The 22,618-nt window shown below is 72.2% G+C and carries 20 protein-coding genes and 1 pseudogene; 8 read left to right on the top strand and 13 right to left on the bottom strand.

Annotated elements, in window-relative coordinates:
- Window positions 1–173: 173 nt before the first annotated feature.
- Window positions 174–1,159 (bottom strand): annotated as a pseudogene (locus AB0H81_RS15290) (transposase).
- A 501-nt stretch (window positions 1,160–1,660) separates the two neighbouring features.
- Between AB0H81_RS15290 and AB0H81_RS15295 the strand changes: the two are divergent.
- The 3 genes from AB0H81_RS15295 to AB0H81_RS15305 all read left to right on the top strand — a co-directional run bounded on the left by AB0H81_RS15295 (window position 1,661) and on the right by AB0H81_RS15305 (window position 4,777).
- Window positions 1,661–2,959 (top strand): ABC transporter substrate-binding protein, encoded by a 1,299-nt coding sequence (locus AB0H81_RS15295; protein WP_358374425.1) that lies wholly within the window; start codon window positions 1,661–1,663, stop codon window positions 2,957–2,959.
- Window positions 2,960–3,041: 82 nt separating this feature from the next.
- A complete protein-coding gene (locus AB0H81_RS15300) occupies window positions 3,042–3,923 on the top strand; it encodes a sugar ABC transporter permease (RefSeq protein ID WP_358374427.1) in 882 nt (293 codons plus the stop codon).
- On the top strand, window positions 3,920–4,777 hold the full coding sequence (locus tag AB0H81_RS15305; RefSeq protein ID WP_358374430.1) for a carbohydrate ABC transporter permease: 858 nt from the start codon (window positions 3,920–3,922) through the stop codon (window positions 4,775–4,777). The genes AB0H81_RS15300 and AB0H81_RS15305 overlap by 4 nt, the downstream gene beginning before the upstream one ends.
- A 41-nt stretch (window positions 4,778–4,818) precedes the next feature.
- Here AB0H81_RS15305 and AB0H81_RS15310 read toward each other — a convergent pair whose 3' ends face one another.
- The 9 genes from AB0H81_RS15310 to AB0H81_RS15350 form a co-directional block, all read right to left on the bottom strand.
- Window positions 4,819–5,835, bottom strand: a complete 1,017-nt coding sequence (locus AB0H81_RS15310) for a 2-hydroxyacid dehydrogenase (protein ID WP_358374495.1) — start codon at window positions 5,833–5,835, stop codon at window positions 4,819–4,821.
- 2 nt (window positions 5,836–5,837) lie between these two features.
- Window positions 5,838–6,452 carry a histidine phosphatase family protein gene (locus AB0H81_RS15315; protein WP_358374432.1) on the bottom strand — a complete coding sequence of 205 codons (615 nt, stop codon included), beginning with the start codon at window positions 6,450–6,452 and terminating at the stop codon, window positions 5,838–5,840.
- Window positions 6,449–7,900 carry an FGGY family carbohydrate kinase gene (locus tag AB0H81_RS15320; protein ID WP_358374435.1) on the bottom strand — a complete coding sequence of 484 codons (1,452 nt, stop codon included), beginning with the start codon at window positions 7,898–7,900 and terminating at the stop codon, window positions 6,449–6,451. Before AB0H81_RS15320 ends, AB0H81_RS15315 begins: the two co-directional genes overlap by 4 nt.
- Before the next feature lie 49 nt (window positions 7,901–7,949).
- Window positions 7,950–9,437 carry an FGGY-family carbohydrate kinase gene (locus AB0H81_RS15325; RefSeq protein WP_358374438.1) on the bottom strand — a complete coding sequence of 496 codons (1,488 nt, stop codon included), beginning with the start codon at window positions 9,435–9,437 and terminating at the stop codon, window positions 7,950–7,952.
- Window positions 9,437–10,663, bottom strand: a complete 1,227-nt coding sequence (locus tag AB0H81_RS15330) for a sugar ABC transporter permease (protein ID WP_358374498.1) — start codon at window positions 10,661–10,663, stop codon at window positions 9,437–9,439. Before AB0H81_RS15330 ends, AB0H81_RS15325 begins: the two co-directional genes overlap by 1 nt.
- A 5-nt stretch (window positions 10,664–10,668) precedes the next feature.
- Entirely contained in the window at window positions 10,669–11,490 is an 822-nt protein-coding gene (locus AB0H81_RS15335; protein ID WP_358374440.1) for an ATP-binding cassette domain-containing protein, read from the bottom strand.
- 46 nt (window positions 11,491–11,536) lie between these two features.
- Window positions 11,537–12,622: a sugar ABC transporter substrate-binding protein gene (locus AB0H81_RS15340; protein WP_358374443.1), complete on the bottom strand. Its 1,086-nt coding sequence runs from the start codon at window positions 12,620–12,622 to the stop codon at window positions 11,537–11,539.
- Between the two features lie 326 nt (window positions 12,623–12,948).
- Entirely contained in the window at window positions 12,949–13,908 is a 960-nt protein-coding gene (locus AB0H81_RS15345; RefSeq protein ID WP_358374445.1) for a sugar-binding domain-containing protein, read from the bottom strand.
- A 159-nt stretch (window positions 13,909–14,067) separates the two neighbouring features.
- Window positions 14,068–15,048 carry a DUF5937 family protein gene (locus tag AB0H81_RS15350; protein WP_358374448.1) on the bottom strand — a complete coding sequence of 327 codons (981 nt, stop codon included), beginning with the start codon at window positions 15,046–15,048 and terminating at the stop codon, window positions 14,068–14,070.
- Window positions 15,049–15,136: 88 nt separating this feature from the next.
- On the opposite strand from AB0H81_RS15350, the gene AB0H81_RS15355 reads away from it, so the two are divergent.
- Window positions 15,137–16,432, top strand: coding sequence for an MFS transporter (locus AB0H81_RS15355; protein WP_358374450.1), 1,296 nt, complete (start codon window positions 15,137–15,139; stop codon window positions 16,430–16,432).
- Here AB0H81_RS15355 and AB0H81_RS15360 read toward each other — a convergent pair.
- Complete coding sequence (locus AB0H81_RS15360; protein ID WP_358374453.1) at window positions 16,398–17,378, bottom strand: LacI family DNA-binding transcriptional regulator; 981 nt, start codon at window positions 17,376–17,378, stop codon at window positions 16,398–16,400. The genes AB0H81_RS15355 and AB0H81_RS15360 overlap by 35 nt on opposite strands.
- 125 nt (window positions 17,379–17,503) lie before the next feature.
- Between AB0H81_RS15360 and AB0H81_RS15365 the strand changes: the two genes are divergently transcribed.
- Window positions 17,504–18,175 (top strand): (2Fe-2S)-binding protein, encoded by a 672-nt coding sequence (locus tag AB0H81_RS15365; protein ID WP_358374455.1) that lies wholly within the window; start codon window positions 17,504–17,506, stop codon window positions 18,173–18,175.
- Window positions 18,176–18,178: 3 nt separating this feature from the next.
- Here AB0H81_RS15365 and AB0H81_RS15370 read toward each other — a convergent pair whose 3' ends face one another.
- Together AB0H81_RS15370 and AB0H81_RS15375 are read right to left on the bottom strand one after the other, a co-directional pair.
- Entirely contained in the window at window positions 18,179–18,850 is a 672-nt protein-coding gene (locus AB0H81_RS15370) for a cysteine dioxygenase family protein (RefSeq protein ID WP_358374458.1), read from the bottom strand.
- Window positions 18,847–19,731 (bottom strand): amidohydrolase, encoded by an 885-nt coding sequence (locus AB0H81_RS15375; protein WP_358374461.1) that lies wholly within the window; start codon window positions 19,729–19,731, stop codon window positions 18,847–18,849. The genes AB0H81_RS15370 and AB0H81_RS15375 overlap by 4 nt, the downstream gene beginning before the upstream one ends.
- A gap of 181 nt (window positions 19,732–19,912) precedes the next feature.
- Between AB0H81_RS15375 and AB0H81_RS15380 the strand changes: the two genes are divergently transcribed.
- The 3 genes from AB0H81_RS15380 (at window position 19,913) to AB0H81_RS15390 (ending at window position 22,506) form a co-directional block, all read left to right on the top strand.
- A complete protein-coding gene (locus tag AB0H81_RS15380) occupies window positions 19,913–20,902 on the top strand; it encodes a LacI family DNA-binding transcriptional regulator (protein ID WP_358374464.1) in 990 nt (329 codons plus the stop codon).
- Between the two features lie 83 nt (window positions 20,903–20,985).
- Window positions 20,986–21,315 carry a hypothetical protein gene (locus tag AB0H81_RS15385; protein ID WP_358374466.1) on the top strand — a complete coding sequence of 110 codons (330 nt, stop codon included), beginning with the start codon at window positions 20,986–20,988 and terminating at the stop codon, window positions 21,313–21,315.
- Window positions 21,316–21,339: 24 nt separating this feature from the next.
- On the top strand, window positions 21,340–22,506 hold the full coding sequence (locus AB0H81_RS15390; RefSeq protein ID WP_358374468.1) for a hypothetical protein: 1,167 nt from the start codon (window positions 21,340–21,342) through the stop codon (window positions 22,504–22,506).
- Window positions 22,507–22,618: the final 112 nt, after the last annotated feature.

The following is a 22,618-nucleotide window of genomic DNA, read 5'->3' on the forward strand; positions in this document are numbered from 1 at the left end:
GGGTGCTCGCCGTGACGACGCGCATGCTTGGCCGGGGACCGTGGTTACGCCGAGGGGGAGGAGTGCCCATCGTGATGTTTTGACGCGCTCCCTGGCCTGAAGGCGGGGGATCCAGCCCGCGCCGCACGTGCGGCACCTCTGCGGCTTCCTGTTTCAACGGGTCCTGCCCTCCGCTAAGCGGCGGGTCTTACAGTCCCTCCGCAGGCGTTTAGGCTGTCCGACCGCCCGGCGGCCAGCATGTTGATCGCCGCGTTCACATCGCGGTCGTGCACGGCCCCGCACAGGCAGACCCGCGACCGCACGTCGAGTGGCATCGCCTCGGCCAGTGCCCCGCAGGCCGAGCATAACTTCGAGGAGGGGAACCAGCGATCCACACGCACGAGGGTGCGGCCGTATCGTTTGGCCTTGCTTTCAAGCAGGCCGGTGACCATCGCCCAGCCCGCATCGTGCACGGACTTCGCCAGCCGAGTGCGGGCCAGACCCCTGACGCACAAGTCCTCCATGACCACCGTTTGATTCTCACGGATGATCTGCGTGGAGAGCTTGTGCGCGAAGTCGCGGCGGGCGTCGGCCACCCGGGCGTGTGCGCGGGCCACCTTCACCCGGGCCTTGCTCCGGTTATTGCTGCCCTTGGTCGTGCGGCTGAGAGCTTTCTGCGCCTTCTTCAGCTTCTTCTCCGCGCGGCGTAGAAAACGCGGAGAGTCGATCTTCCGCCCGTCCGACAGCACCGCGAAACGCGTGAGGCCCAGGAGGCGCAGCTTGCCACCCGTCGTGACGGCGAACCGGGCGTTCCTGGTGAACCTAATCGCTTGCCGGGCGTCCTTCCTCGACCGGAACCGAGGGGCGGCCATCTTCGGCCCTTTGCGCTTGCCGGACAGGGAGGCGAAAAAGTTGCGGTAGGCGGTGTTCAGGTCAGCCAGCGCCTGCTGCAACACCACCGCAGACACCTCGCACAGCCAGGCGCGTTCCGGGGCCTTCTTCGCCTGTGTGATGACGCGCTTAGACAGGTCCCCGTCCGAGACATACGGCAGGCCGTTGATGTGCGCTTCGCGTCGCATGCGCAGCCCGTCGTTGAACACCTCCGCGCGCATCCGAACGTCCGAGCCAGCGCGACGTGCTGACTGGCGGTCGGGTAGAGGCGGAAGGTGTACCGGAGCACACCATGATCCTACCGTTGGTCTATGCCCGAAGGTTGGAACATCGGGACTGGCAGCTACTGCGTTTCGTTGTGCGCACCTACTCGGTTCGTCGCTGAGCTTTCCGGCCGCAACCACTCGGGGGTGGGGCCCTGCTCGAACAGCGCTGTCAGGACTCCGGCGGTAGCCAGCAGCTCGAACGCGGTGAAGACGCCGCCGAGGAGCTGGAGCGAGATGGTGGCCAGGGTGCATGTGGGCGTACCAGTCGGGATTGGCGATCTCACCGAGTTCCAGGGGCTCTCGGCCATGAGGTGAGTGTGCCCGCGGGCACCGACACTTTCCCCTCCGGGAGCCCAGGCCGGTGAATCGCGTGGCGTTCCTCATGGTCCGGGTGGGTATGCGGAGCTGTTATCGCGCACGGCTTGACGGCCCGGAGCCCGAAGTGGGTTGATTCGTCTGACAACGTTGTCAATCAGACAACGTTGTCGGACACGCGTTCTCGGGGGTACTCGAAGGGACGGTGCATGATGCGGCGTAGGTGGACGGCCACCGTCGCGATCACTTTGGCGAGCGTGCTCACCCTGGCGGCCTGCGGTGGCGGCGGGGGCCAGGGGGCGCAGCCCTCCAGCGGAGGGGGTGACGCCAAGAAGCAGGTGGAGGTGTTCTCCTGGTGGACGGGACCAGGAGAGGCCGACGGGCTCAAGGCGATGCGGCAGATCTTCGAGCAGAAGAACCCGTCGTACACCTTCTTCGACGCGGCGGTCGCGGGCGGCTCCGGCGACAAGGCCAAGGCGCTGCTCCAGTCGAAGCTCCAGGCGGACACCCCGCCCGACACGTTCCAGGGTCACGCGGGCGCCGAGCTGCAGGGCTACATCAAGGCCGGCGACCTGGAGGACCTGAACTCCCTCTACGACGAGCTCAAGCTGCGTGACGTGTTCCCGGCGCAGCTCGTCGACCAGATCAGCGTCCAGGGCAAGGTCTACTCCGTGCCGGTGAACATCCACCGGTCGAACGTCCTGTGGTTCAACCCGTCGGTGCTGAAGGAGGCCGGCATCGCCGGGGCGCCCAAGACGCTGGAGGAGTTCGTCGCCGACCTGGGGAAGGTCAAGGCCAAGGGCAAGATCCCGCTGTCGATCGGCTCCGAGTGGACGGTGACCCACCTGCTGGAGAGCGTCCTGCTCGGCTCGCTCGGCACGGACGCCTACAACGCGCTGTTCAAGCCGGGCGCCGACTGGAGCTCCCCGCAGGTCACCAAGGCCCTGGAGACGTTCAAGACGATCATGTCGTACGCGGGCGACCCCCAGGACGACTGGCAGCCCGCGGCCAAGCAGGTGGCCGACGGCGAGGCCGCGTTCAACATCATGGGCGACTGGGCGTACGGCTACTTCCACAACCCGCCGGACGGCGGCCTCGGCAAGACCTCGAAGACCGACTTCGACTGGGCGCCCTCGCCCGGCACCGAGGGCACCTACCTGTGGCTGTCCGACAGCTTCACCCTGCCCAAGGGCGCCAAGAACCGTGACGGGGCCGTCGCCTGGCTCAAGGTCGCGGCAAGCAAGGAGGGCCAGGACGCCTTCAACCCGAAGAAGGGCTCCATCCCGGCCCGCAAGGACGCCGACCAGTCCCTCTACACCGACTACCTGGCCGACGCGCTGAAGGACTGGTCGAGCGACAAGCTCGCCGGCTCCATCCAGCACGGCGTGTCCGTGAACCAGCCGTGGCTGGCCTCGATCACCGAGGCGGTCGGCCTGTTCATCGGCAGCAAGGACGTGGCCGCGCTGCAGAAGGCGCTGGCCGACGCCGCCAAGGCGAACGCCCAGTGAGTCGCGGGCACGGCGGGCGCCCGTCCGGCGCCCGCCGCGCCTCCCGAGGAGAGCCCGCGAGAGAGGCTTGGAGGGATTCGCCGTGAGGCGGGCACGCACCTGGCTGCCGGGCCTGCTCCTGGTCGCGCCGTCGATCGTGGCGATCGGCGTGTTCGTGTACGGGATGCTGGGCTGGAACTTCCGGCTGGCCATGACGGACAAGCACGACGAGGTGTCCGAGGGGAAGTTCGTCGGGCTGGACAACTTCGTCGCCATCTGGGACCAGCCCCGATGGCATATATCGGTCAATCACGCGATCATGTTCACGGTCGTGTTCGTGCTGGGCGCGCTGGTGCTCGGCTGGTTCCTCGCCTTCCTCATGGAGAAGGGCATCCGCGGGGAGGGCACGTTCCGGGCCGTCTACCTGTTCCCGATGGCCATCTCGTTCGTCGCGACCGGCATCGTGTGGCGGTGGCTGATGAACTCGGGCATGGAGGAGCGGGCGGTCGGGCTGAACCGGCTGTTCGACGCGATCGGGCTGCCGCAGTGGCAGTGGTTCCGCGACCCCGACTGGGGCATGGCCGCGATGGCGTTACCGGCAATATGGCAAATGTCGGGATATGTCATGGCGTTGTTCCTGGCGGGCTTCCGGGGCGTCCCCGAGGAGCTGCGCGAGGCGGCGCGCGTGGACGGGTGCGGCGAGTGGGGCGTCTACCGGCACGTGGTGCTGCCGCTGCTGCGCCCCGTGACGCTCTCGGCGCTGATCATCCTGGGCCACATCTCGCTCAAGGTGTTCGACCTGATCGTGGCGGTCTCGGGCAAGCAGATCATCACGGACGTGCCGGCGGTGTTCATGTGGGTGGCGGTCTTCGACTCCCACGACCCGGCCAAGGGCGCCACCATCGCGTCGTACATCGTGCTGAGCGTCGCGATCTTCGTCATCCCGTACCTGATCTGGTCCGTGCGCAAGGAGAAGCGATCATGACGGCGGTCGCCCCACGCGGGCGGGTGTTCACCGGGGTGCGGCTGGCGATCCTGGTCGCGTTCGTGGTGGTCTTCCTGATCCCCGTGTACGTCCTGCTGGTCACCAGCTTCAAGCCGCTCACCGAGGCCGACCCCGGCCAGGCGTGGAACCTGCCGGTCACCTGGACCACGGACGCATGGCGGGTGGCCTGGGAGAAGCTGGCGCCGGGCCTGTGGAACAGCGTGCTGCTGGCAGTCCCCGGGTCGCTGCTGTCGTGCGCCCTCGGGTCGATGAACGGCTACGTGCTGTCCAAGTGGCGCTTCCCGGGCGCGGACGTGCTGTTCACGCTGTTCCTGTTCGGCATGTTCATCCCGTACCAGGGCGTGATGATCCCGCTGGTGCAGCTCCTCGTCGGCCTGAACGAGCTGACCGGGCTGCAGGGCGTCTTCTACGGCGGCATCCCGGGCCTCGTGCTCGCGCACGTGGTGTACGGCATCCCCATCTGCACGCTGATCTTCCGCAACTACTACGTCACGATCCCCGACGAGCTGATCGAGGCGTCGCGGGTGGACGGCGCCGGCATGCTGCGGACGTACTGGTCCGTGGTGCTGCCGGTCTCCGCGCCGGCCATCGCCGTGGTGGTCATCTGGCAGTTCACGTCGCTGTGGAACGACTTCCTGTTCGCGGTGTTCCTCACGGGGCCGCAGAGCTGGCCGGCCACGGTGATGCTCAACAACATCGCGGGCGCGCAGGCCACCCCGTACAGCCAGCAGATGGCGGCGGCGATCCTGTCGTCCATCCCCACCATGCTCATCTACGTGCTGCTGGGCCGCTTCTTCATGCGCGGCCTCATGGCGGGGGCGCTCAAGGGCTGACCGTGTCCCCGCTGCCGGGAAGGAGCGGGGACACCGGGGCGTCAGGAGGTGGCGAACGACGGGTTGGCGCAGTGGGCCAGGGGCTCGCCGCGCACGTAGCGGGCCACGTCGGCCGCCACGATCCGGGCCGCCTTGACCGCCGTCTCCTTGCTGGCGCCCGCGAGGTGCGGGGTCATCACCAGGTTGGGTGTGGTCAGCAGCCGCGACCCGGCCGGGATCGGCTCCTCGGGGAAGACGTCCAGGGCGGCGCCGAACAGCTGCCCGGAGTCCAGCGCGTCGCACAGGGCGTCGTAGTCGAGCAGCGCCCCCCGCGCGCAGTTCACCAGCACCGACCCGGCGGGCATCAGCGCGATCTGCGCGGCGCCGATCATGCCGGTGGTCTCGGGCGTGGCCCGGGCGTGCAGGGACACGAAGCGGGAGCGTGACAGCAGCTCCTCCAGCTCCACCTTGCCGGGCACGTCGTCCACGTACGGGTCGTGGACCAGCACCTCGGCGCCGAACCCCTCCAGCATGCGGCTCACGCGCCGGCCGATCGCGCCGTAGCCGACCAGGCCCACCGTGCTGCCGTCGAGCTCCGGCCCGACCATGTCGTACCTGTAGTAGTCGCCCCGCCACACGCCGCCGGCGAGGTCGGCGTGCGTCTGCGGGACACGGCGGGTGGCCGCGAGCAGCAGCGCCAGCGTGTGCTCGGCCGTGGCCACGGCGTTGCGGCCGGGCGCGAACGTGACGGCGACCCCGGCCCCGGTGGCGGCCTCCAGGTTGGCGTTGACCGGGCCGCCCCGGCTGACGCAGAACAGCCGCAGGTCAGGGCTGGCGTCGAGCACGCGCCGGGTCAGCGGCGCCATCTGCGTGACGCACACCTCCACGCCCCGCAGCGCCTCGATCAGCTCGTCCTCCACGTCGGAGGCCTCGATCACCTCACCCACCGGCCCGAACGGGACGACCGGCCACGGCAGCGTCAGCTCGCTGACGTCCAGGTCGCCGGGCACCTCGCGCTTGAGCGCGTCGATGAGCAGGCTGTTCTTGACGAAGTGGTCGCCTGCGGCGAGGACTCGGATGGTCAACGGTCGGCTCCAATCGGGGAGTTGAACTGCAGCACGGCGACGTGTCCGTCGCGCAGGCGCAGCTCGGTGACGGCGCAGTTGCCGAGGTGCGGGAACAGCCGGCGGTACGAGCCGAGCGGCACCCCGATGAGCCGGCACAGGGCGAGCCTGATGGCGGTCGTGTGGGCCACCACCAGCACCCGGCCGTCCGGCTGCGCGGCGCGGACGTCCTCCAGCGCGGCCACGAACCTGTCGGCCACGGCGGCCGGGTCCTCGCCGCCGGGCAGCGGGTGCGCGGCGGGGTCGGCCTCGAACGCGGCGCGCGCCTCGGGGAAGCGGTCGTGCATCTCGGCCGAGGTCAGGCCGTCGCCCCGGCCGAAGTCGATCTCGCGCAGCCGCTCGTCCACGCGCAGCTCCACGCCGGCGGCCTCGGCGCTGGGGGTGGCGGTGATCATGGCCCGGCTGAGCGGCGAGGCCCAGACGCCGGTGAGCCCGGCGGTGGCGGCCCAGGCGGCCAGCTCGCCGGCCTGCTCGCGGCCGCGCGGGGTCAGCGCGACGTCGCTGAGGCCGGCGTAGCGGTTCTCGGCGTGCCAGACGGTCTCGCCGTGACGCACCAGAACGAGCCGAGTCAATGTGTGCTCCTCTTGCGGGCGTGGGCGGCGGCCGTGGCGGGCAGCCAGCCGCGGGTCTCCAGTTCGCCGACGAAGCGCAGGTAGTGCTCGCGCAGGCCGTCGCCGCCGTCGGGGTGGACGATCTCGCGGGTGCGGACCATCCCGTCCGTCGCGCCGGGGCCGGCCGCCAGGGCGGCCATGCCGAGCGCGGGCTCGGCGTTCTCCCGCAGGGTCACGGGGCGGCCGAGGACGCTCGCCCGCAGCCGGTTCCAGTAGGCGCTCCTGGTGGCCCCGCCGGTCAGGATGATCTCGCCGTCGACGGGGGCGCCGAGCAGGTCGAGGTAGTCGAAGCAGAGCCGCTCGACGTAGGCGGCACCGCGCAGGATCGCGGCGTAGCGGTCGACGTCGTCGCTCACCTCGCCGAGCGTGAAGCCCTCCGCCTCCGGCGCGGCGAACGGGAACCGCTCGCCGCGCGAGACCAGCGGGTACGTGGTCGCGGCCGGTTCCCCGCCGCCGGGGCCGAAGCGCCGGGCGGCCTCCTCGGCGAGCGCGTCGAGGTCGCGGCCGGGCAGGTCGCGCGCCAGCACCCCGGCGCCGGTGCTGGACGCGCCGCCGGGCAGCCAGGAGCCGTCGGGCGCCCGGTGGGAGTAGACGACGCCGAGCGGGTCGTGGACGAGCTCGGTCGTGACGCCCTTGAGGACGAGCGTGGTGCCCATCACCGAGTTCCAGCTCCCGGGCCGCAGGGCGCCGGCGCCGAGCTGGGCGGCGCATCCGTCGGTGGTGCCGGCGACGATCGGGGTGCCCTCCGGGATGCCGGTCTCCCCGGCGGCCTGGGCGCACACCTCGCCGATCACGGTGCCCGGCCGTACGAGCGGGGGCAGCATCGTGGCGGGGACGCCCAGGGCGTCGAGCACGTCGTGCGGCCAGCGCTCCTGGATGAGGTCCACGCCGGTCTTCAGCGCGTTGCTCAGGTCGGTGGCGACCTCGCGGCCGGCCAGGCGGCGGTTGACGAAGTCGTTCTGGTGGAGCAGCCGGGCGCCCTCGGGGGCGTCGCGGAGCAGCCACATCAGCTTGGGCAGCGCCCAGGTGGCCTGCATGCGCCGGTAGCCGAGCTTCTCCCACACGTGGGCGCCCGCCGCGTTGACCCGGTCCACCTCGCCGGCGGCGCGGCGGTCGTCGTACATGAGGCCGGGCGTCAGCGGGCGGCCCGCCGGGTCGGCGAGCAGGATCGTGCCGGAGGTGGCGTCCACGGCCACGCCCCTGACCCGCTCGGGCGGCACGCCGTCCAGCGCCTCGCGGGTGGCCGCGGCCAGCTCCCGCCACCACTGCTCGGGGTCCTGCTCGTGCCGGGGCCCGTCGCGGCGGCTGGTCAGCGACCGACTGGCCGCGCCGAGCACCTGTCCGTCGGCGGCGACGGCCATCGCCCGCACGCTCTGCGTGCCGAGGTCGACGCCGATCCACACGCTCATGCCGTGCTCCCCGTCATGCCCGTCATGTCCGTCGTGGGGTGCGCCACCGTCATGCGCCGCTCCCCGTGCGGGCGCGCATCTCGGCCAGCAGCGGCCACGTTCCCGCGGTGGTCTCGCGCAGGGCGAGGAAGTCCTTGTACGCGGTGCGGTACGCGCCCGGCTCGGGCCGGACGGCGTCGCGCAGCCGTACGTGCCGGTCGGCGGCGGCCTCGATGCCCGAGGCGGCGCCGGTGGCGGCCAGACCGACGAGGAACGCGCCCCTGGCGCCCACCTCGGAGTCGGCCGAGCGGAGCACGGGCACGCCGGTGACGTCGGCGATCATCCGTACCCACAGGTCGCTGGCCGAGCCGCCGCCGCACACCCGCAGCTCGCGGGCCGGCACGCCGGAGGCGGCCAGGCAGTCCTGGACGACCAGCGTGAGCCCCTCCAGCACGGCCCGCGCCACGTGCTCGCGCCCGTGCTCGACCGACATGCCCAGGAACGCGCCCCGGGCCAGCGGGTCGGAGAACGGCGCCCGTTCGCCGGCCGGCGAGAAGTACGGCAGGAACGCCAGCCCGCACGCGCCCGGCGGCGCGGCGGCGGCCAGCTCGCCCAGCTCGGCGGGGCCCGCGAGGCCCAGCATGCGGCACGCCCAGTGCAGCACCTCGACCCCGGCGAAGGTGGGGAAGGCCCGCAGGTAGCCGCCGGGGACGGCGATGGTGATGCCCACGGCCGGTCCGTCCAGCTCGGGCTCGGCCACGACCGTCTCGGTGCACAGCGTGGTGCCGAGGATGCTGCACGCCTGCCCGGCGCCCACGGCTCCCGAGCCGATCGCGGTGGAGACGATGTCGTACGGGGCCATGACGACCGGGGTCCCGGCCGGCAGCCCGAGCGCGCCGGCCGCCTCGGCGGTCAGGCCGGCAACGCGGTGACCGTCGTCGCGCAGCTCCGGCAGCAGCCGTTCCGCCCACTCCAGGTCGAACATCCGCAGCAGCTCGGTGGAGTAGGAGCGCGCCCGCAGGTCGAGGAACGGGGCGGAGGCGTCCGACTCGTCGGCCGCGAGCTCGCCGGTCATCCGGGAGAAGATCCACCCGCCGCAGGTCAGGAGCGCGGCCGAGCGGGTGACCCGGTCCGGGTCGTGCTCGTCCAGCCAGGCCAGGACGGCGTGCGGCAGCCCGGAGGCCGCCGACGAGCCGTTGGTCCGGAAGGCCCGCTCGGCCAGGCCGGAGCGGTTCCAGCGGTCCACGACGGCGGCGGCCCGGGCGTCGTTCCACAGGATCGCCGGGCCGGTGGGGCGGCCGTCGCGGTCGACGAGCCAGGCGCCGTCGCCCTGCGCGGTGAGGGCGACGAAGTCGACCGGCCCCTCCACCTGGGACGCGACCTCACGCACGGTGTGCGCGACCGCGTCCCAGACGTCGTCCATGTCCTGCTCGGCGTGTCCCGGCAGGGGCCGGGACACGCGGGTCTCGCGCCGGGCCACCGCGACCTCGGCGCCCTCCTCGTCGTAGCCGACCGCCTTGATCACCGTGGTGCCGGCGTCGACGCAGATGGCGGCCATCAGGCCCTTCCGTGAGAGGTACGCGACTTGCGCGCCACCGAGTCGACCACCACGGCCAGCAGCAGCACCACGCCCGTCACCACGAAGCGGATCGAGGAGTCGAGGTTGAGCAGCGTCAGGCCGCTGGAGATGGACTGGATGACGATGATGCCGAGCAGCGCGCCGAAGGCGGTGCCGCGCCCGCCGAACAGGCTCGTCCCGCCGATGACCGCGGCGGCGATGGCGTTGAGGTTGACGTCGCCGGCGCCGCTGCTCTGGTTGGCCGCGGCCAGCCGGGCGGCGGCCAGGATGCCGCCCACCGCGGCGAACGTCGAGCAGAGCACGAACACCGAGGTGTAGACGGCCTTGACGTTGATGCCGGCCCGCCGGGCCGCCTCGACGTTGCCGCCGACGGCGTAGACCGACCGGCCCCACTTCGTCCGCGACAGGAAGTAGTGCATGATCAGGACGAGGGCGACGAAGAAGACGAACATCCAGCCCACGCCGCGCGTCTGGCCGAGGTACCAGACCACGAACAGCAGCACGACGAGCAGCGCCGCGCTCCGCAGCGCGAGCACGGGCACGCCCCTGGCCGACAGCCCGGCGCGCTGCCGCTCGCGGGCGTGCAGGTAGCCGGTGACGAACAGCCCGCCCGCCGCGAGCACGGCGAACGTGTACGACAGCCACGCGGGCACGAAGTCGAGTTGCGCGAAGGCCACCAGGCCGGAGTCGAACGGCAGGTTGATCGACCCCTTGGTGCCCAGCACGTAGAGCTGGAGGCCGAGGAAGGCGAGCAGGCCGGCCAGGGTGATGACGAAGCTCGGCACCCCGAACCGGTTGTAGAGCTGCGCGTACACCCAGCCGATCGCCGCTCCCATGATCACGGAGGCGGCGATGGCCAGCCACACCGGCAGGTCCTCCCCGACGAACAGCACCGCGAGCGCCGCAGCCGACAGGCCGCTGACCGAGCCGACCGACAGGTCGATCTCGCCGACGAGCAGGACGCACACGATGCCGAGCGCGATGACGCCGACCGCGGCCGACTCCAGGGTCAGGTTGACCAGGTTGGCGCTGGACAGGAACACCGGGTTGAGGATCTGGAGGACGGTCCAGATCACGACGAGGCCGACCACGACGGGGATCACGCCCAGGTCGCCGCCGCGGGCGCGCTCCACCACATCGGTGACCGCGCCGCGCAGCCCGTCGCGGCTCTGCAGCCGCTCGTCCTGGCGATCGGTGGTGACCATGCTGTTCACGACGAGAGCCCTTCCTTGCTGCGCGCCTGCCTCTGCGTCACCACGTTGTCGGTGGCGCCGGTGATGGCGGCGATGATGTCCTCGGTGGAGACGTCCGCGACGTCGAAGACACCGTTGTTGCGGCCGAGCCGGAGCACGGCCACGGTGTCGGCCACGGCCTTCACGTCGGCCATGTTGTGGCTGATCATGATGACGCCGAGGCCGTTCTCACGGAGCCGCTCGACGAGGTTGAGCACCTCGGCCGTCTGGGCGACGCCCAGGGCGGCCGTGGGCTCGTCGAGGATGATGACCTTCGGGTCGCCGAGCAGCGACCGCGCGATCGCGACCGTCTGCCGCTGGCCGCCGGACAGCGACGCCACCGGCACGCGGACGCTGGGGATCTTCGCGGAGAGCTGCCGCAGCAGCTCCCACGAGCGGGTCTCCATCGCCACGTCGTTGAGCCGGAGCGGACGCACCTCCTGGCCCAGGAACAGGTTCTGGATCACGTTGAGGTTCTCGCACAGGGCGAGGTCCTGGAAGACGGTGGCGATGCCCAGCTTGTGCGCCGCCGCCGGCGTCGGGATGTGCACCTCGCGCGACTCGAACGTGATCGTGCCCGAGTCCGGCGGGTGGACCCCCGACAGGATCTTGACCAGGGTGGACTTGCCGGCGCCGTTGTCGCCGACGACGGCCACGACCTGGCCCGCGGCCACGTCGAGCTCGACGTCCGTCAGCGCGGCGACCGCGCCGAAGGTCTTGCTGATCCCGCGCAGCGACAGGACGTTCTCGGCGCGTGGGGCGTCCGCCTGCTGGCTGTCTGCTTGCCGGATGGAGGACAAGGGGTCTCCTGTCGGTCTACTCGATGCCGGGCCGTCTGACGCGGGCCTACTTGATGCCCAGCTCGGCGCAGCCCTTGGCGTAGGCGCCCGTGCACGCTTCCGACGCCTTCATGATCCCGCTCTGGAACAGCACCTCGTTGATGTTCTGCCGGGTGACGACCGTGGGCACGAACAGCTCGGAGGGGGTGTTGTAGAGGGTGGTCTTGCCGGCCGGCTTCTCGCCCTTCATGAACTGGAAGGCGACGTTCGCCGACGCCTCGGCCACGATCTTGATGGGCTTGGAGATGGTGTTGTACTGGTCGCCGGAGATGATCCGCTGGGCGGCGGCCACCTCGGCGTCGTTGCCCGTGACCGGCGGCACCTTCACGCCCGCGGCCTTGAACGCGGCGATCGCGCCGCCGCCGGTGCCGTCGTTGGCGGCCACCACGCCCGCGATCTGGTCGCCGAAGCGGGTGATCTGGCCGCTGACCCAGGTCTGCGCCTTCTCGGGCTGCCAGTCGGGGGTGTCGTACTCGGCGAGCAGCTTGAAGCCGCTCGGGTCGATGGCGCTGTGGATGCCCTTCTTGATCAGGCCGGCCGCGGCGTCCGTGGGGGAGCCGTTGACCTCCAGGAGGCCGCCCGTGGCCTTCTGCTCCTTGAGGTGGTCGACCAGCGACTGGGCGATCATCGCGCCGATCTTCTCGTTGTCGAAGGAGACGTAGTAGTCGGCGGGCGTGGCCGGGATGGGCCGGTCGTAGGCGATGACCGGCACCTTCTGGGACTGCGCCGTCTTGACGATCGTGGCCGCGGCGGCGGAGTCGACGGGGTCGAGCACGAGGGCCTTGACGCCCTGGGCGAGGGCGGAGTTGGCCTGCTGCTGTTGCTTGGCGGCGTCGGAGTCGGCGTTCTGGTAGATGACCGTGCAGCTCGGGCAGAGCTGCTTCATCTTGGCCTCGAACAGCGGCTTGTCGGCCAGTTCGTATCGGGTGGAGGCCAGGTCCGGCATGAGGAAGGCCACCTTGGCGTTCTCCACGCCGCCGCCACCTGAGCCGGTGCCGCCGTTGGTGGAGCCCGAACCGCAGGCGGTCAGGGAGACGCTCGCGGCGATTGCCGCCGCGGCGAGCGCGGAGGTCCGGATCTTGGCTCTGTTCACGGGTCGCTTCCTCACTTGCTAGGTCCTCGCGGAGCCGGTCGGGTCGGGATCCCGGGCACGCACGGATCGCTCACGGTCGGCGCCGTGCTGTGGTGCGTTTCACGCTAGCGCGACCTCGGAATATTTGTCCAGCAAAAGTGTTCACGGTATTTCCATGCGTTTGACCTGCGGTTCACCTAGGACGGCCGGCTGAGGGCATGGCGAGGACTGCGCATGGCAAGGCGCGGAGGGATGCCTCCGCGGGCGCGCCGAAGGTTGGTGTGGACCCGGGATGAGGGCGGGCGGGACCCGCGGCTCGGCGGGTGAGGGCCGGCGGGGTGCGCGGCTCAGCGGGTGGCGGCGAGCAGGCTCTCGGCCGTGAGGGCGTCGGTGACGAGCTGGTTGAAGTAGCCGCCCTTGGCGCCGGCGACGATCGAGACGACCTTCTCCGGGCCGGCGGCCACCGCGATCGAGAACGGGATGCGGCGCAGCTCGTCCAGGCCGGTGGCGACCAGCCGCTCGCTGCCGGGGTAGCCCACCGTCTCGCCGTCGCGGTCGTAGAACCGGGAGCAGACGTCGCCCACGGCCTGGCGCAGGCTGTCGGCGTAGCGGGGCACGAAGGCGGGCGTGACCTGCCGCATCAGCGGCGGCGAGCCCACGCCGACGATCGCGCACTTGGCGTGCGCCCACAGGTCCATGACCCGCCGGACGGACGGCTCGTGCTGCAGCGAGGCAAAGAGTTCGGGGCCCGGCAGCGCGGGCGCGTAGAGGTAGCTGGGTACGCCGCCGACCCGCTCGGCGAGCAGCCGGGTGGTCTCGTTGGTCTGGAACCAGGGCTGCGGGTCCTCTTGCCCGCCCACGGCCGGCGCGATCGTCACGCCGGGGAAGTGGCCCAGGCTCTCGCGCGCGCACTCGTACACCGTGCTGCCGGAGGAGACGAGCACGATGTCGCCGGACGTCAGCCCGACGCCCGTCAGCGCCCTGGCCAGCCCGGGGGCCAGCCATGGGCCCAGCGCCGGGCCGCTGACCTTGGGCACCAGGTAGACGCGCTGGAGCCGCAGGGCCTCGGCCACCTCCGCCGCGAGCGGGCCCTCCTCCAGGGTCGCCGGGCGGTGGACACGGATCTCGACGATGCCGTGGCGGCGCGCCTCGGTCAGCAGGCGGCTCACGGTCGCCCTGCTGACGCCCAGCCGCTTGGCGATGTCGGCCTGGGTCGCGTCCTCCAGGTAGTACTGGGAGGCGGCCGCGTACATCAGCTCCTGAGGGAACCGGGTCTGGGCCTCCGGTGCGACGTCGGCGGCATTCATGCGCGCGGTCTCCCTGGGTGCGAGATCAACTGCGAGATCAGGTGCGTGAACACGTGTGCAGAACGGATGCGCACCGACTATACCTCCGCGCACTCCGAGCAAAGGCTAGCGAGCCCCGGGCTCAGGCGTGACCGGCCCCGGCGAACCCCCAGGCGAGGCTCAGGGAAGAGAGCCCGCGACCAGCGCGTCCCCGAGCGGCGTACGCACGTAGAGGACGGAGCGGCCGGAGCGGGTGCCGGTCACGAGACCCGTGCCGCGCAGGGCCGCGAGGTGCCCGCCCGTGGTCCCGACGCTCTGCCCGAGCAGGGCCGCGAGGTGCGTGGTCGTCGCGGGCACGGCCAGCTCGGCCAGGATGCGCGCGCGGGTCCGCCCGACCAGCGCCGCGAGCCCGGCGTCGGGCAGCGGCGGCTCCACCGCCACGCCCCTCGCCGGATAGATCAGCGCGTACGGCCACGCCTCCTCCAGGTACGCGCCCACGTTGCCCGTGAACACCGACGGCAGGAACAGCAGCCCCCGCCCGCCCAGCCGGTGGCGCTCGTCGCGGCCGCTCCTCATCTCGATCTCGATGCGGCCGTCACGCCAGCGCACCTGCGAGCTGAGGTCGCCGAGCGCCGCGGCCCAGCCGTACGTGGCCAGCCGCCCGGCCCGCTGGATCACGTCCCGCTCCAGCGCCGCGTGGAAGCGCGGCCAGGAGTGGGAGACGATCTCCCGCCACAGCGCCTCGAACGCGTCCGCCAGCACCCGCACCACGTCCGGCCCGAGCAGCAGCTCCCGCACCCATGCGGGCGCCGGCGGGCGGCTCGCCAGCACCGCGGTGATCTCCGCGTGCGCCTGCGCGACCGGCGTGGTGCGCATCGCGGCGAGCTCCGTCTCGAACGGCACGCTCATCCCGGCCGGCGGCGGGGCGACGAAGTCCACGTTGTCGCCCCGGTTGCCGGTTATCGCGGCCGTGGCGCGCAGCGCGGGCCAGGCGCGTTCCAGCTCCAGGTACGGCCCGCGCCACCGTTCCGCCCAGCGCCGGTGCGGCCCCGCCTCCACCCGGCCGGCCAGGACCCACTGGGCATGCATGGTCTCGATCAGCGGCGAGACGGCGAACCGGCTGGCGGCCACGTCCTGGGGCGTGACCTCGATCGTGAACACCTTTCGGTTATATCCGAAAGCTTCGCCGCGGGGCGCCCGCCGTCGTCACCATCGGGCTCTGTACGAGTTCTCGGTGAAGGGGGCGTTGGTGAGCGAACGTGGAGCGACGTTCGGACAGGTGTTCGCGGTCCGGGAGTTCCGGGTCCTGTTCGGGAGCTTCGCGCTGATGATCGCGGGCGACTCGGTCAAGATGCTGGCGCTGTCGGTGCTGGTGTACGCGCGGACCGGGTCGCCGGGGCTGTCGGCCGCCGCGTACATGGCGGGGTGGCTGCCCTACATCCTCGGCGGGATGTTCCTGCTGTCGCTGGCCGACCGGCTGCCCGCCCGGGGGCTCATGGTGACCGGCGAGCTGGTCCGGGTGGTGGTCTGCCTGGCGCTGGCGTACGGGGGGCTGCCGGTGTGGGCGATGCTCGCCCTGGTGCTGGTGACGGGGCTGTTCTCGCCGGTGTTCGGCGCGGCCCGCAACGCGATGCTGCCCGAGGTGCTGCCCGGGGACGGGTTCGTGCTGGCCCGCTCGCTCATGGGGGTGACCTCGGCGGGGGCGCAGATCGCGGGGCTCGCGCTCGGGGGCGCGTTCCTCGCCACCACGGGCCCGGAGGGGGCGCTCGGGGTCACGGCGGCCTTGGCGGCGGTGGCCGCGGTGGTGCTGTGGGCGGGCCTGCCCCAGCGGCCACCCAGGAGCGCGACGGTCGCCGGCCTGGGGAAGCGCGGGACCGGCGACGCCGGGGCGGGCGGCCGGGCGCGGGGCGGGACGGTACGGGCGACCGTGCGCGTGAACGGGCTGCTCGTGCGGGACCGGCGCGTGCGCGGGCTGCTGCTGGCGAGCTGGCTGCCGCCCGCGTGCCTGGCCGGGGCCGAGGCGATGGTCGTGCCCTACCTCGGCGGGCAGGGGCGGGCCGGGGCGGTGCTGGCGGCGGCGGCCCTGGGCATGGCCGCGGGGGAGTTCGCGGTCGGCCGGTTCGCGGCGCCCGGGCTGAGGGAGCGGCTGTCGCTGCCGCTGGCCGTGCTGCTCGGGCTGCCCTGGCTGGGCTTCCTCGCCGGGCCCGGCATGGGCTGGGCGGCGGCGCTCGCCGCGGTCGCCACCGCCGGGCTGGCCTACCAGCTCGGGTTGCAGCGCAGGTTCCTGGAGGCCGTGCCGGAGGAGGTGCGCGGGCAGGCGTACGGGCTGCTGTCGGCGGGGCTGATGACCGGCCAGGCGGTGGGCGCGGCCCTGGTGGGGGCGCTCGGCGAGGCGGCCGGGCCCCAGGTGGCGATTGCCGCGGCGGGCGCGGCCGGCGTCGTGACCGCGCTGGCGCTCATCCCCGTCTTCCGGACCAGGCACGAGCCCGCCGAGGACCCCGTCGCGGATGTCACGGGGGCAGTTCGCCCGAGCCACGGGGGATGAGCCGTACCGGGAGCGTGACGTGGCGCGGCGGGTCGTTCTCGCCCGACAGGCGGCGGAACAGCAGCTCCGCCGCGATCCGGCCCATCCCCGCCGGGTCCTGCGCCACCACCGTCACCCCCGGGGTGAGCAGGTCGGCCAGCTCGAAGTCGTCGAACCCGGCCAGCGCCATCGGCCGCCCCGCCAGCGCCCGCAGCGCCGTCACCGTGAGCCGGCCGTTGCCCGTGAACAGCGCCGTCGGCGGCCGGTCCAGGGCCAGCATGCGCTCCAGGTCGGCCCGTACCGAGCCGGGCGCGGGCGTCCGCATCGCGACCAGCCGCTCGTCGTACAGGTGGCCCATCGCGGAGCGGTAGCCGTGCAGCCGCCGCGCGGCCGTGAAGATCGACGGGTCGTCGCCGAGGAAGGCGATCCTGCGGTGCCCGTGCGCGAGGAGGTGCCGGGTCGCCAGGGCGGCGCCGCCCGCGTTGTCGCACAGGACGGTGTCCACGTCGAGCCCCGGCCCGGGCGGCCGGTCCGCGAACACCGCCGGCGTGCCCGCCTCCAGCTCCTGACACAGGTAGGAGTGGTCGTGCCCGGCCGGGACCATGATGAGCCCGTCCACCCGGCGCGCGCAGAACGTGCGCACCAGCTCCCGCTCCCGCACCGGATCCTCGCTCGACGAGGCGCTCAGCAGCAGGCAGCCCTGGCCGATGACGACGTCCTCGACGGCCCTGCCGAGCGCCGAGTAGAAGGGGTCCGCGAGGTCCTCGATGACCAGGCCGACGGTGGACGTGCGGCCCGCGCGGAGCACCCGGGCGCTCTCGTTGCGGCTGTAGCCGAGGCGGTCGATGGCTTCGCGCACCCGCTCGGCCGTGGCCGGGTGGACGCCGGGCTCGCCGTTCACCACCCGGGACACCGTCTTGAGCGCCACCCCGGCGGCCAAGGCCACGTCCTTCATCGTCGGTCTCACGCCTGGATCATGTCCCATGGCGGTGAGGGGGACAACGTTGTCACCCGGGACGTCCGATTGACCTTGACGAGCGGGCCCCTGCTACCTTAGGTAAGGCTTACCTATCGATGTGGGGGTGCGGCGTGGTGGCGACCGACGTGCGCGACGTTACCGGGGTGCTGGAACGCGTCGCGGCCGAGCGCGGCGGGGTGATCGGGGTCCCGCCGGGGCTCGTCGTCACGCCCGACGCGACGTGGACGCCCGTGACGGAGCTGCTGCGCCCGCCGTACACACTGCTGGACGAGCTCGTCGGCCAGACCGCGGCCCGCTGGAACGCCCCCCGCCACGTCGGCGCGGCGCTGTTCTGGAAGACCTTCGGCTACTGGCACACCCTGCCGATGGCGCTGGCCTGGGCGCTCGGCGGGCCGATCCCGGTCATGCCGCTCGCCGAGACGTACTTCAAGGTCTCCGAGGCCGGGGTGACGATCGGCGCCTCCGGCGTGCGCCGGGGCTCCGGGCCGGAGGCGATCCGCGAGGCGCTGGAGGAGTCGCAGGCGCCGCTGGTGCGGGTCCTCAGCGGGATGGCCAAGGTGGGCGAGCGCACGCTGTGGGGCTCGACCGCCGAGGCGTTCGCCCACCCGCTGACCCTCATGGTGCCCGGCGACTACATGGCGCTGCTGCGCGCGATCGGGCGGCCGGTCGACGGGCTCGTCGAGCCCGCCGGAGACGCGTACTTCCGCAGGACCTGCTGCCTGTGGGTGACCCTGCCGGACGTGGAGCCCTGCGGAAGCTGCTGCGTGCTGCGGCCGCGTCCCTAGCCCTCAGGCGACGGCCTCGTCCGCGACGGCGGCGGCGGCGGCGGCGACCCGGTGGCCCGATGCGACCGCCTCGTCCGCCGGCGCCATGTCGTCGAGAGGGCGCAGCTCGTCGGCGTAGCTGACCGAGACGCGGCGCATCACGCCGGTGCCGTCGATCGAGTACTGCCCGAGCCGCCACAGCGGCGGCGAGTAGGCGTGGATCGAGACGCTGCCGTGCGTGGCCCCGGTCAGCCGGTGGATGTGGTCCGGGCCGAACGAGAACGAGCGCCCCTCCGGCACCACCGTCTCCAGGTGCTCGCCGCCGATGCGCGGGTTGCACTCCAGCAGCGCGCCCCGCACCACGTGGACCGCGCCGGACGACACGTCGTGGTCGTGCCAGCCCGTGTCGTCCTCCGGGCGCCAGCACAGCAGCCACACGTCCACGTACGCGTCCCGGTAGAGCGAGGCGTAGTGCCGCCCGCCGTCCTCGGGGAAGTCCACCTCGTGCTCCCACTGCTCGGGGTTGGCGGCGAGCGTGTCGACCAGTTCGCGCAGTTCACGCCGGTCGAGCGCGCGCTCGGGCAGGTCGGCGCAGACACCCCCGTCCTGGGTCTGGCGCGTGTTGCCGTGGTCGATGTCCGGGTTGCCGGGCGTGGCGACGACCGGGCCGGTGGTCGGTTCGGTGCCCTCGTTCACGTACGAGTCTCCTTTCTGGCGAGCAGACGACGGGGGTTGGTGACCCGGATGGCGTGCGCGGCGGCCTCGCCGAGGCCCGGGTCGGGCGCGGTGGCGTAGGGGGCGTCGGAGCCGTTGACGACGACGTCGACGCCGAGCTCGCGGACGATCGCGTCGATCGCGCGCGGGCCGTACGAGGAGGTCTCCACGAAGAAGCCGGGATCGACCCGGCCGCGCCCGCCGCCGCCTCTGGCGATCAGCCGCTCGGAGTGGAGCGGCGCCAGGCCGGCCAGCAGTGCGAAGCACACGCGCAGGCCGGGGTGGCGCGGACGGACGACCGCGTGGAAGTGGTGCCAGGCCGCGTGCATCTGCTGCACGTACGGCACGACCGCCGGCCACCACGGCGGCGCCTCGGCCGGCTGCGGCGCCTCGCCGGCGCGGGGCGGCGCGGCGGGGCCAGGGTGGACGAACAGGGGCATGTCGCGGTCGGTGAGAACCTTCAGCAGGCGGTCGTCGGGCAGCGCCGTGGCGGGGATCTGCAGCCCGGCGAACCCCCGGTCGAGGTCGCGCGCCAGCCGCTCGGGGTCGGGGTCGCTGTGGCAGGTGGCGGCCCACGCGCCGTACGGCTCGCCGAGGCCGAGCACCCCCTCGTGGTAGGCGTCGATCAGCGGCCAGGACTCCTCGGGCGGCAGGAACTCGACGCCGAGCGGGCTCGACAGCGACACCAGGGCCAGGTCCAGCCCCGTGGTGTCGCGCGGGCCATGGTCGGCCGGGTTCACCTCGTACGGGGGCTCGCCGTCGAGGTGCAGGGTCCAGCCGTCCAGGCGGGGAGGGGTCGTGCGGGCGCGCAGCGCCTCGATGAACGCGCGCGTCCACAGGTGCTGGTGCACGTCGATGGCCACGGCGGACCGCCTCCTTCCTGCATTTCCTACTGATAATATAGGTTACTGATCACTCATTGTACGACGAAGGGGGTGAACCGCTTCAGTGATACGGTTCAGTGAACCGCTTCACCTCTTCGCTGTCAACGGGTGTTCCGCAGCGGTACGGGTTTCTGTCCGCGTCACGCAATAGGCTGATCCAATGCCCCGGAAGAGAGCGACGATCCGGGAAGTGGCCAAGGCGACCGGTCTGTCGCCGGCGGCCGTTTCCTACGCACTGCGCGGCCTGCAGGTCTCGGAGGAGACCATGGAGCGGGTGCGCGCGGCGGCGACAGAGCTCGGCTACGAGGCCGACCCCATCGCCCGGGCCCTGGCCAGCGGGCGCACCGGCATGATCGGGCTGCTGTGCGGCTCCCTCGAAGACCTCTGGCAGCAGTCGCTCGCCGTCGGCATCAGCCGGGGTCTGCGCGAGAAGGACCGCTACGCCCTCATCCTCGACGCCGTCGGCGACCCGGCCCGCGAGCGCGCGCTCGCCCAGCAACTGCGCGACCAGCGGGTCGACGGCATGATCGTGCAGCCGGTCGACCCGGCGGCGCCGTTCTGGCCGGAGCTGTGCGAGTCCGTGCCCGTCGTGGCGATCGGCGACTCGCTGGCCGGCACGGCCGCCGAGGTCGTCTTCGACAACCGCGACGGCGTCACGCTGGCCCTGGAGCACCTGCGCGCCCTGGGCCACCACCGGATCGCGGTGCTGACCCCGACCCGGGCCAGCACGCCCGACCGGCCCGCCGACGTCCACGTGACGGCCGAGGCCGAGCGGCTCGGGCTGGACATGGAGGTGCTCACCGCCTCCCACGGCCTGGCCGCCGCCACCGAGGCCGCGCACCGCGCGCTGCGCCCGGGCGGCCCCACGGCGGTGTTCTGCTTCGCCGACTCCATCGCGTACGGCGTCTACGCGGCGGCCCAGGAGCTCGGCCTGTCGATCCCCGGCGACGTCTCCGTCATGGGCTACGACGACCACCCGATGTCGGGCCTGCTCACGCCGGGGCTGACCACCGTCGACTGGAACATCGACGGCATCGTGAAGGCGGCCGTCCGGCTGGTGTCGGCCGCCGCCGACGGGGGCGCGCGCCGCCGCCGGGTCGTCCAGCGGCCGACGCTCAAGGCACGCGGCTCGGTCCGCGACCTGACCTGATGCTCTGCCTGATCGCCAGGCCGGCGTCACCTTGACGGGAAGCCGTCCACTACGCTCACGCCAAGCCTGAAGCATGGAGCCGTATGACTGAGAAAAGGGTCATTCCCCCGACCAGCATCAAGTCCGCAGGAGGAGTCTGCGGCGAGGTCGGACGAGTGCTCAAGGGACACGCCGAGGCGTTCGCCGTCGACGCGGCTCCCACGGCGCGCTGCTTCGGTCTCGTGGAAGGCGCTTCCAGGCAGCTCGACGAGCACTACGGGGACTTCTACACAGAGCTGAACGACTACGTCGGCGACCTGCACAAGAAGCTGGCCGCGGCCGGCGAGGCGCTCACGCGCATCAGCCGCAACCAGGAACGCACCGAGGACCACACGTGGGCGGAAGCCGCCAGGCTCGACGGGTCCGCCTGGTGACAGTGGCCGGACAAGGGGGAACGCGTGGCGGAGTGGTATGAGCGGCCCCTGCAACTCATCGAGACGCTCTGCCACGCGATCCTCCGGATCGGGAACGACGAGGACGTACGCCGCCTGAGAACCATGGCCGAGGGCTGCCGGCGGATGAGAACGGCGCTGATGGCCGCGGACGACGACCTCACCCCGGTCAACGAGCTGCTCGACGTGTGGGAGGGCGAGGACGCGGCCACGTTCAAGGCGAAGTACGCACGCTTTCTCGACCGGGACTTCCGCTTGCAGGCCATCGCCCAGCTCGGTGAGGCCGCCACCATGCTCGACTCCGCCGCCGAGATCTCGGTCAGCACGCAGAAGGCCCTCGAGGAGCTGCTGAAAAGCCTGATCATCTCGGTGGTGGCGGCCGCGGCGATCGCGAGCGTCACCGCCGGACTGGGCACCTTGGCGGCCTGGGCGAGGTCCGCGAAGACGACCGCCGACGTCGCCTTCGCCGCCACCGGCGCCCTCGGCAGGCTCCAGCTCGTCCTCCGCCTGCTCGGTGGCCTCCTGAGGAGCAGCACGATAGCCGTCGGCCGGTCGCGGGTGGTGCGGGGGCTGGGCACGGCGGCCGGCGAGGGCCGGCTGACCTTCCTGCAGATGGCGCGAGGGTCATGGAGCTCCTACTGGCAGCTGTACCGGTGGGGGATCGGGGGCAACGTCGCCATCAACGCCGTGGCCAACCCGTTCCGCGGACGGCACCCGCTCGACAGGTCCCTGCTCTCGCTCGCCGAGGGCAGCAACTCCGCCATCGTCGGCGGCGCCGTCGGCGGCATCGGTGGCATGGCGATGTTCGCCGCGATGAAGCCATGGAAGCGCAACCTCATCCAGGGGGCACTCGCCAGCGGCGGCTCGACGCTCTGGAACGACCGGGTCGAGAACAAGTCGTGGGAGCAGACCGTGAAGGACGTCGCGGTGTCGACCGCTCTCGCCGGGAGCCTGAACGTGCTCTATGTCGGCATCGGGGAGAGCAAGCTCGTGAACAGGCTCGGCTCCGCGGCGTGGCGCGGGTGGTGGAGCGGCCTTCCTCCGCTCGCGAAGGGGTACGTCATAGGCTTCCCCGGCAACGTCACCATGAGGGTCGCCGTGCCGTGGGCGGCCAAACCCGCGCCCCTCGACCTGCCGAAGGGCGAGCCGTTGCCCGGCGGGGACGGCCCCTGAGCCCTGCGTGTGCGGTCAGGTGCTGGGCTGACTGACCCGCGTCGAGGCGTGGTGTGGAGACCGGACCGAGGCAGGTTCGTGGTTCAGATCCCGGCTCCACGCCGTCAAGGGA

The sequence above is a fragment of the Nonomuraea sp. NPDC050691 genome, from assembly GCF_040654455.1.
Lineage (GTDB): Bacteria > Actinomycetota > Actinomycetes > Streptosporangiales > Streptosporangiaceae > Nonomuraea.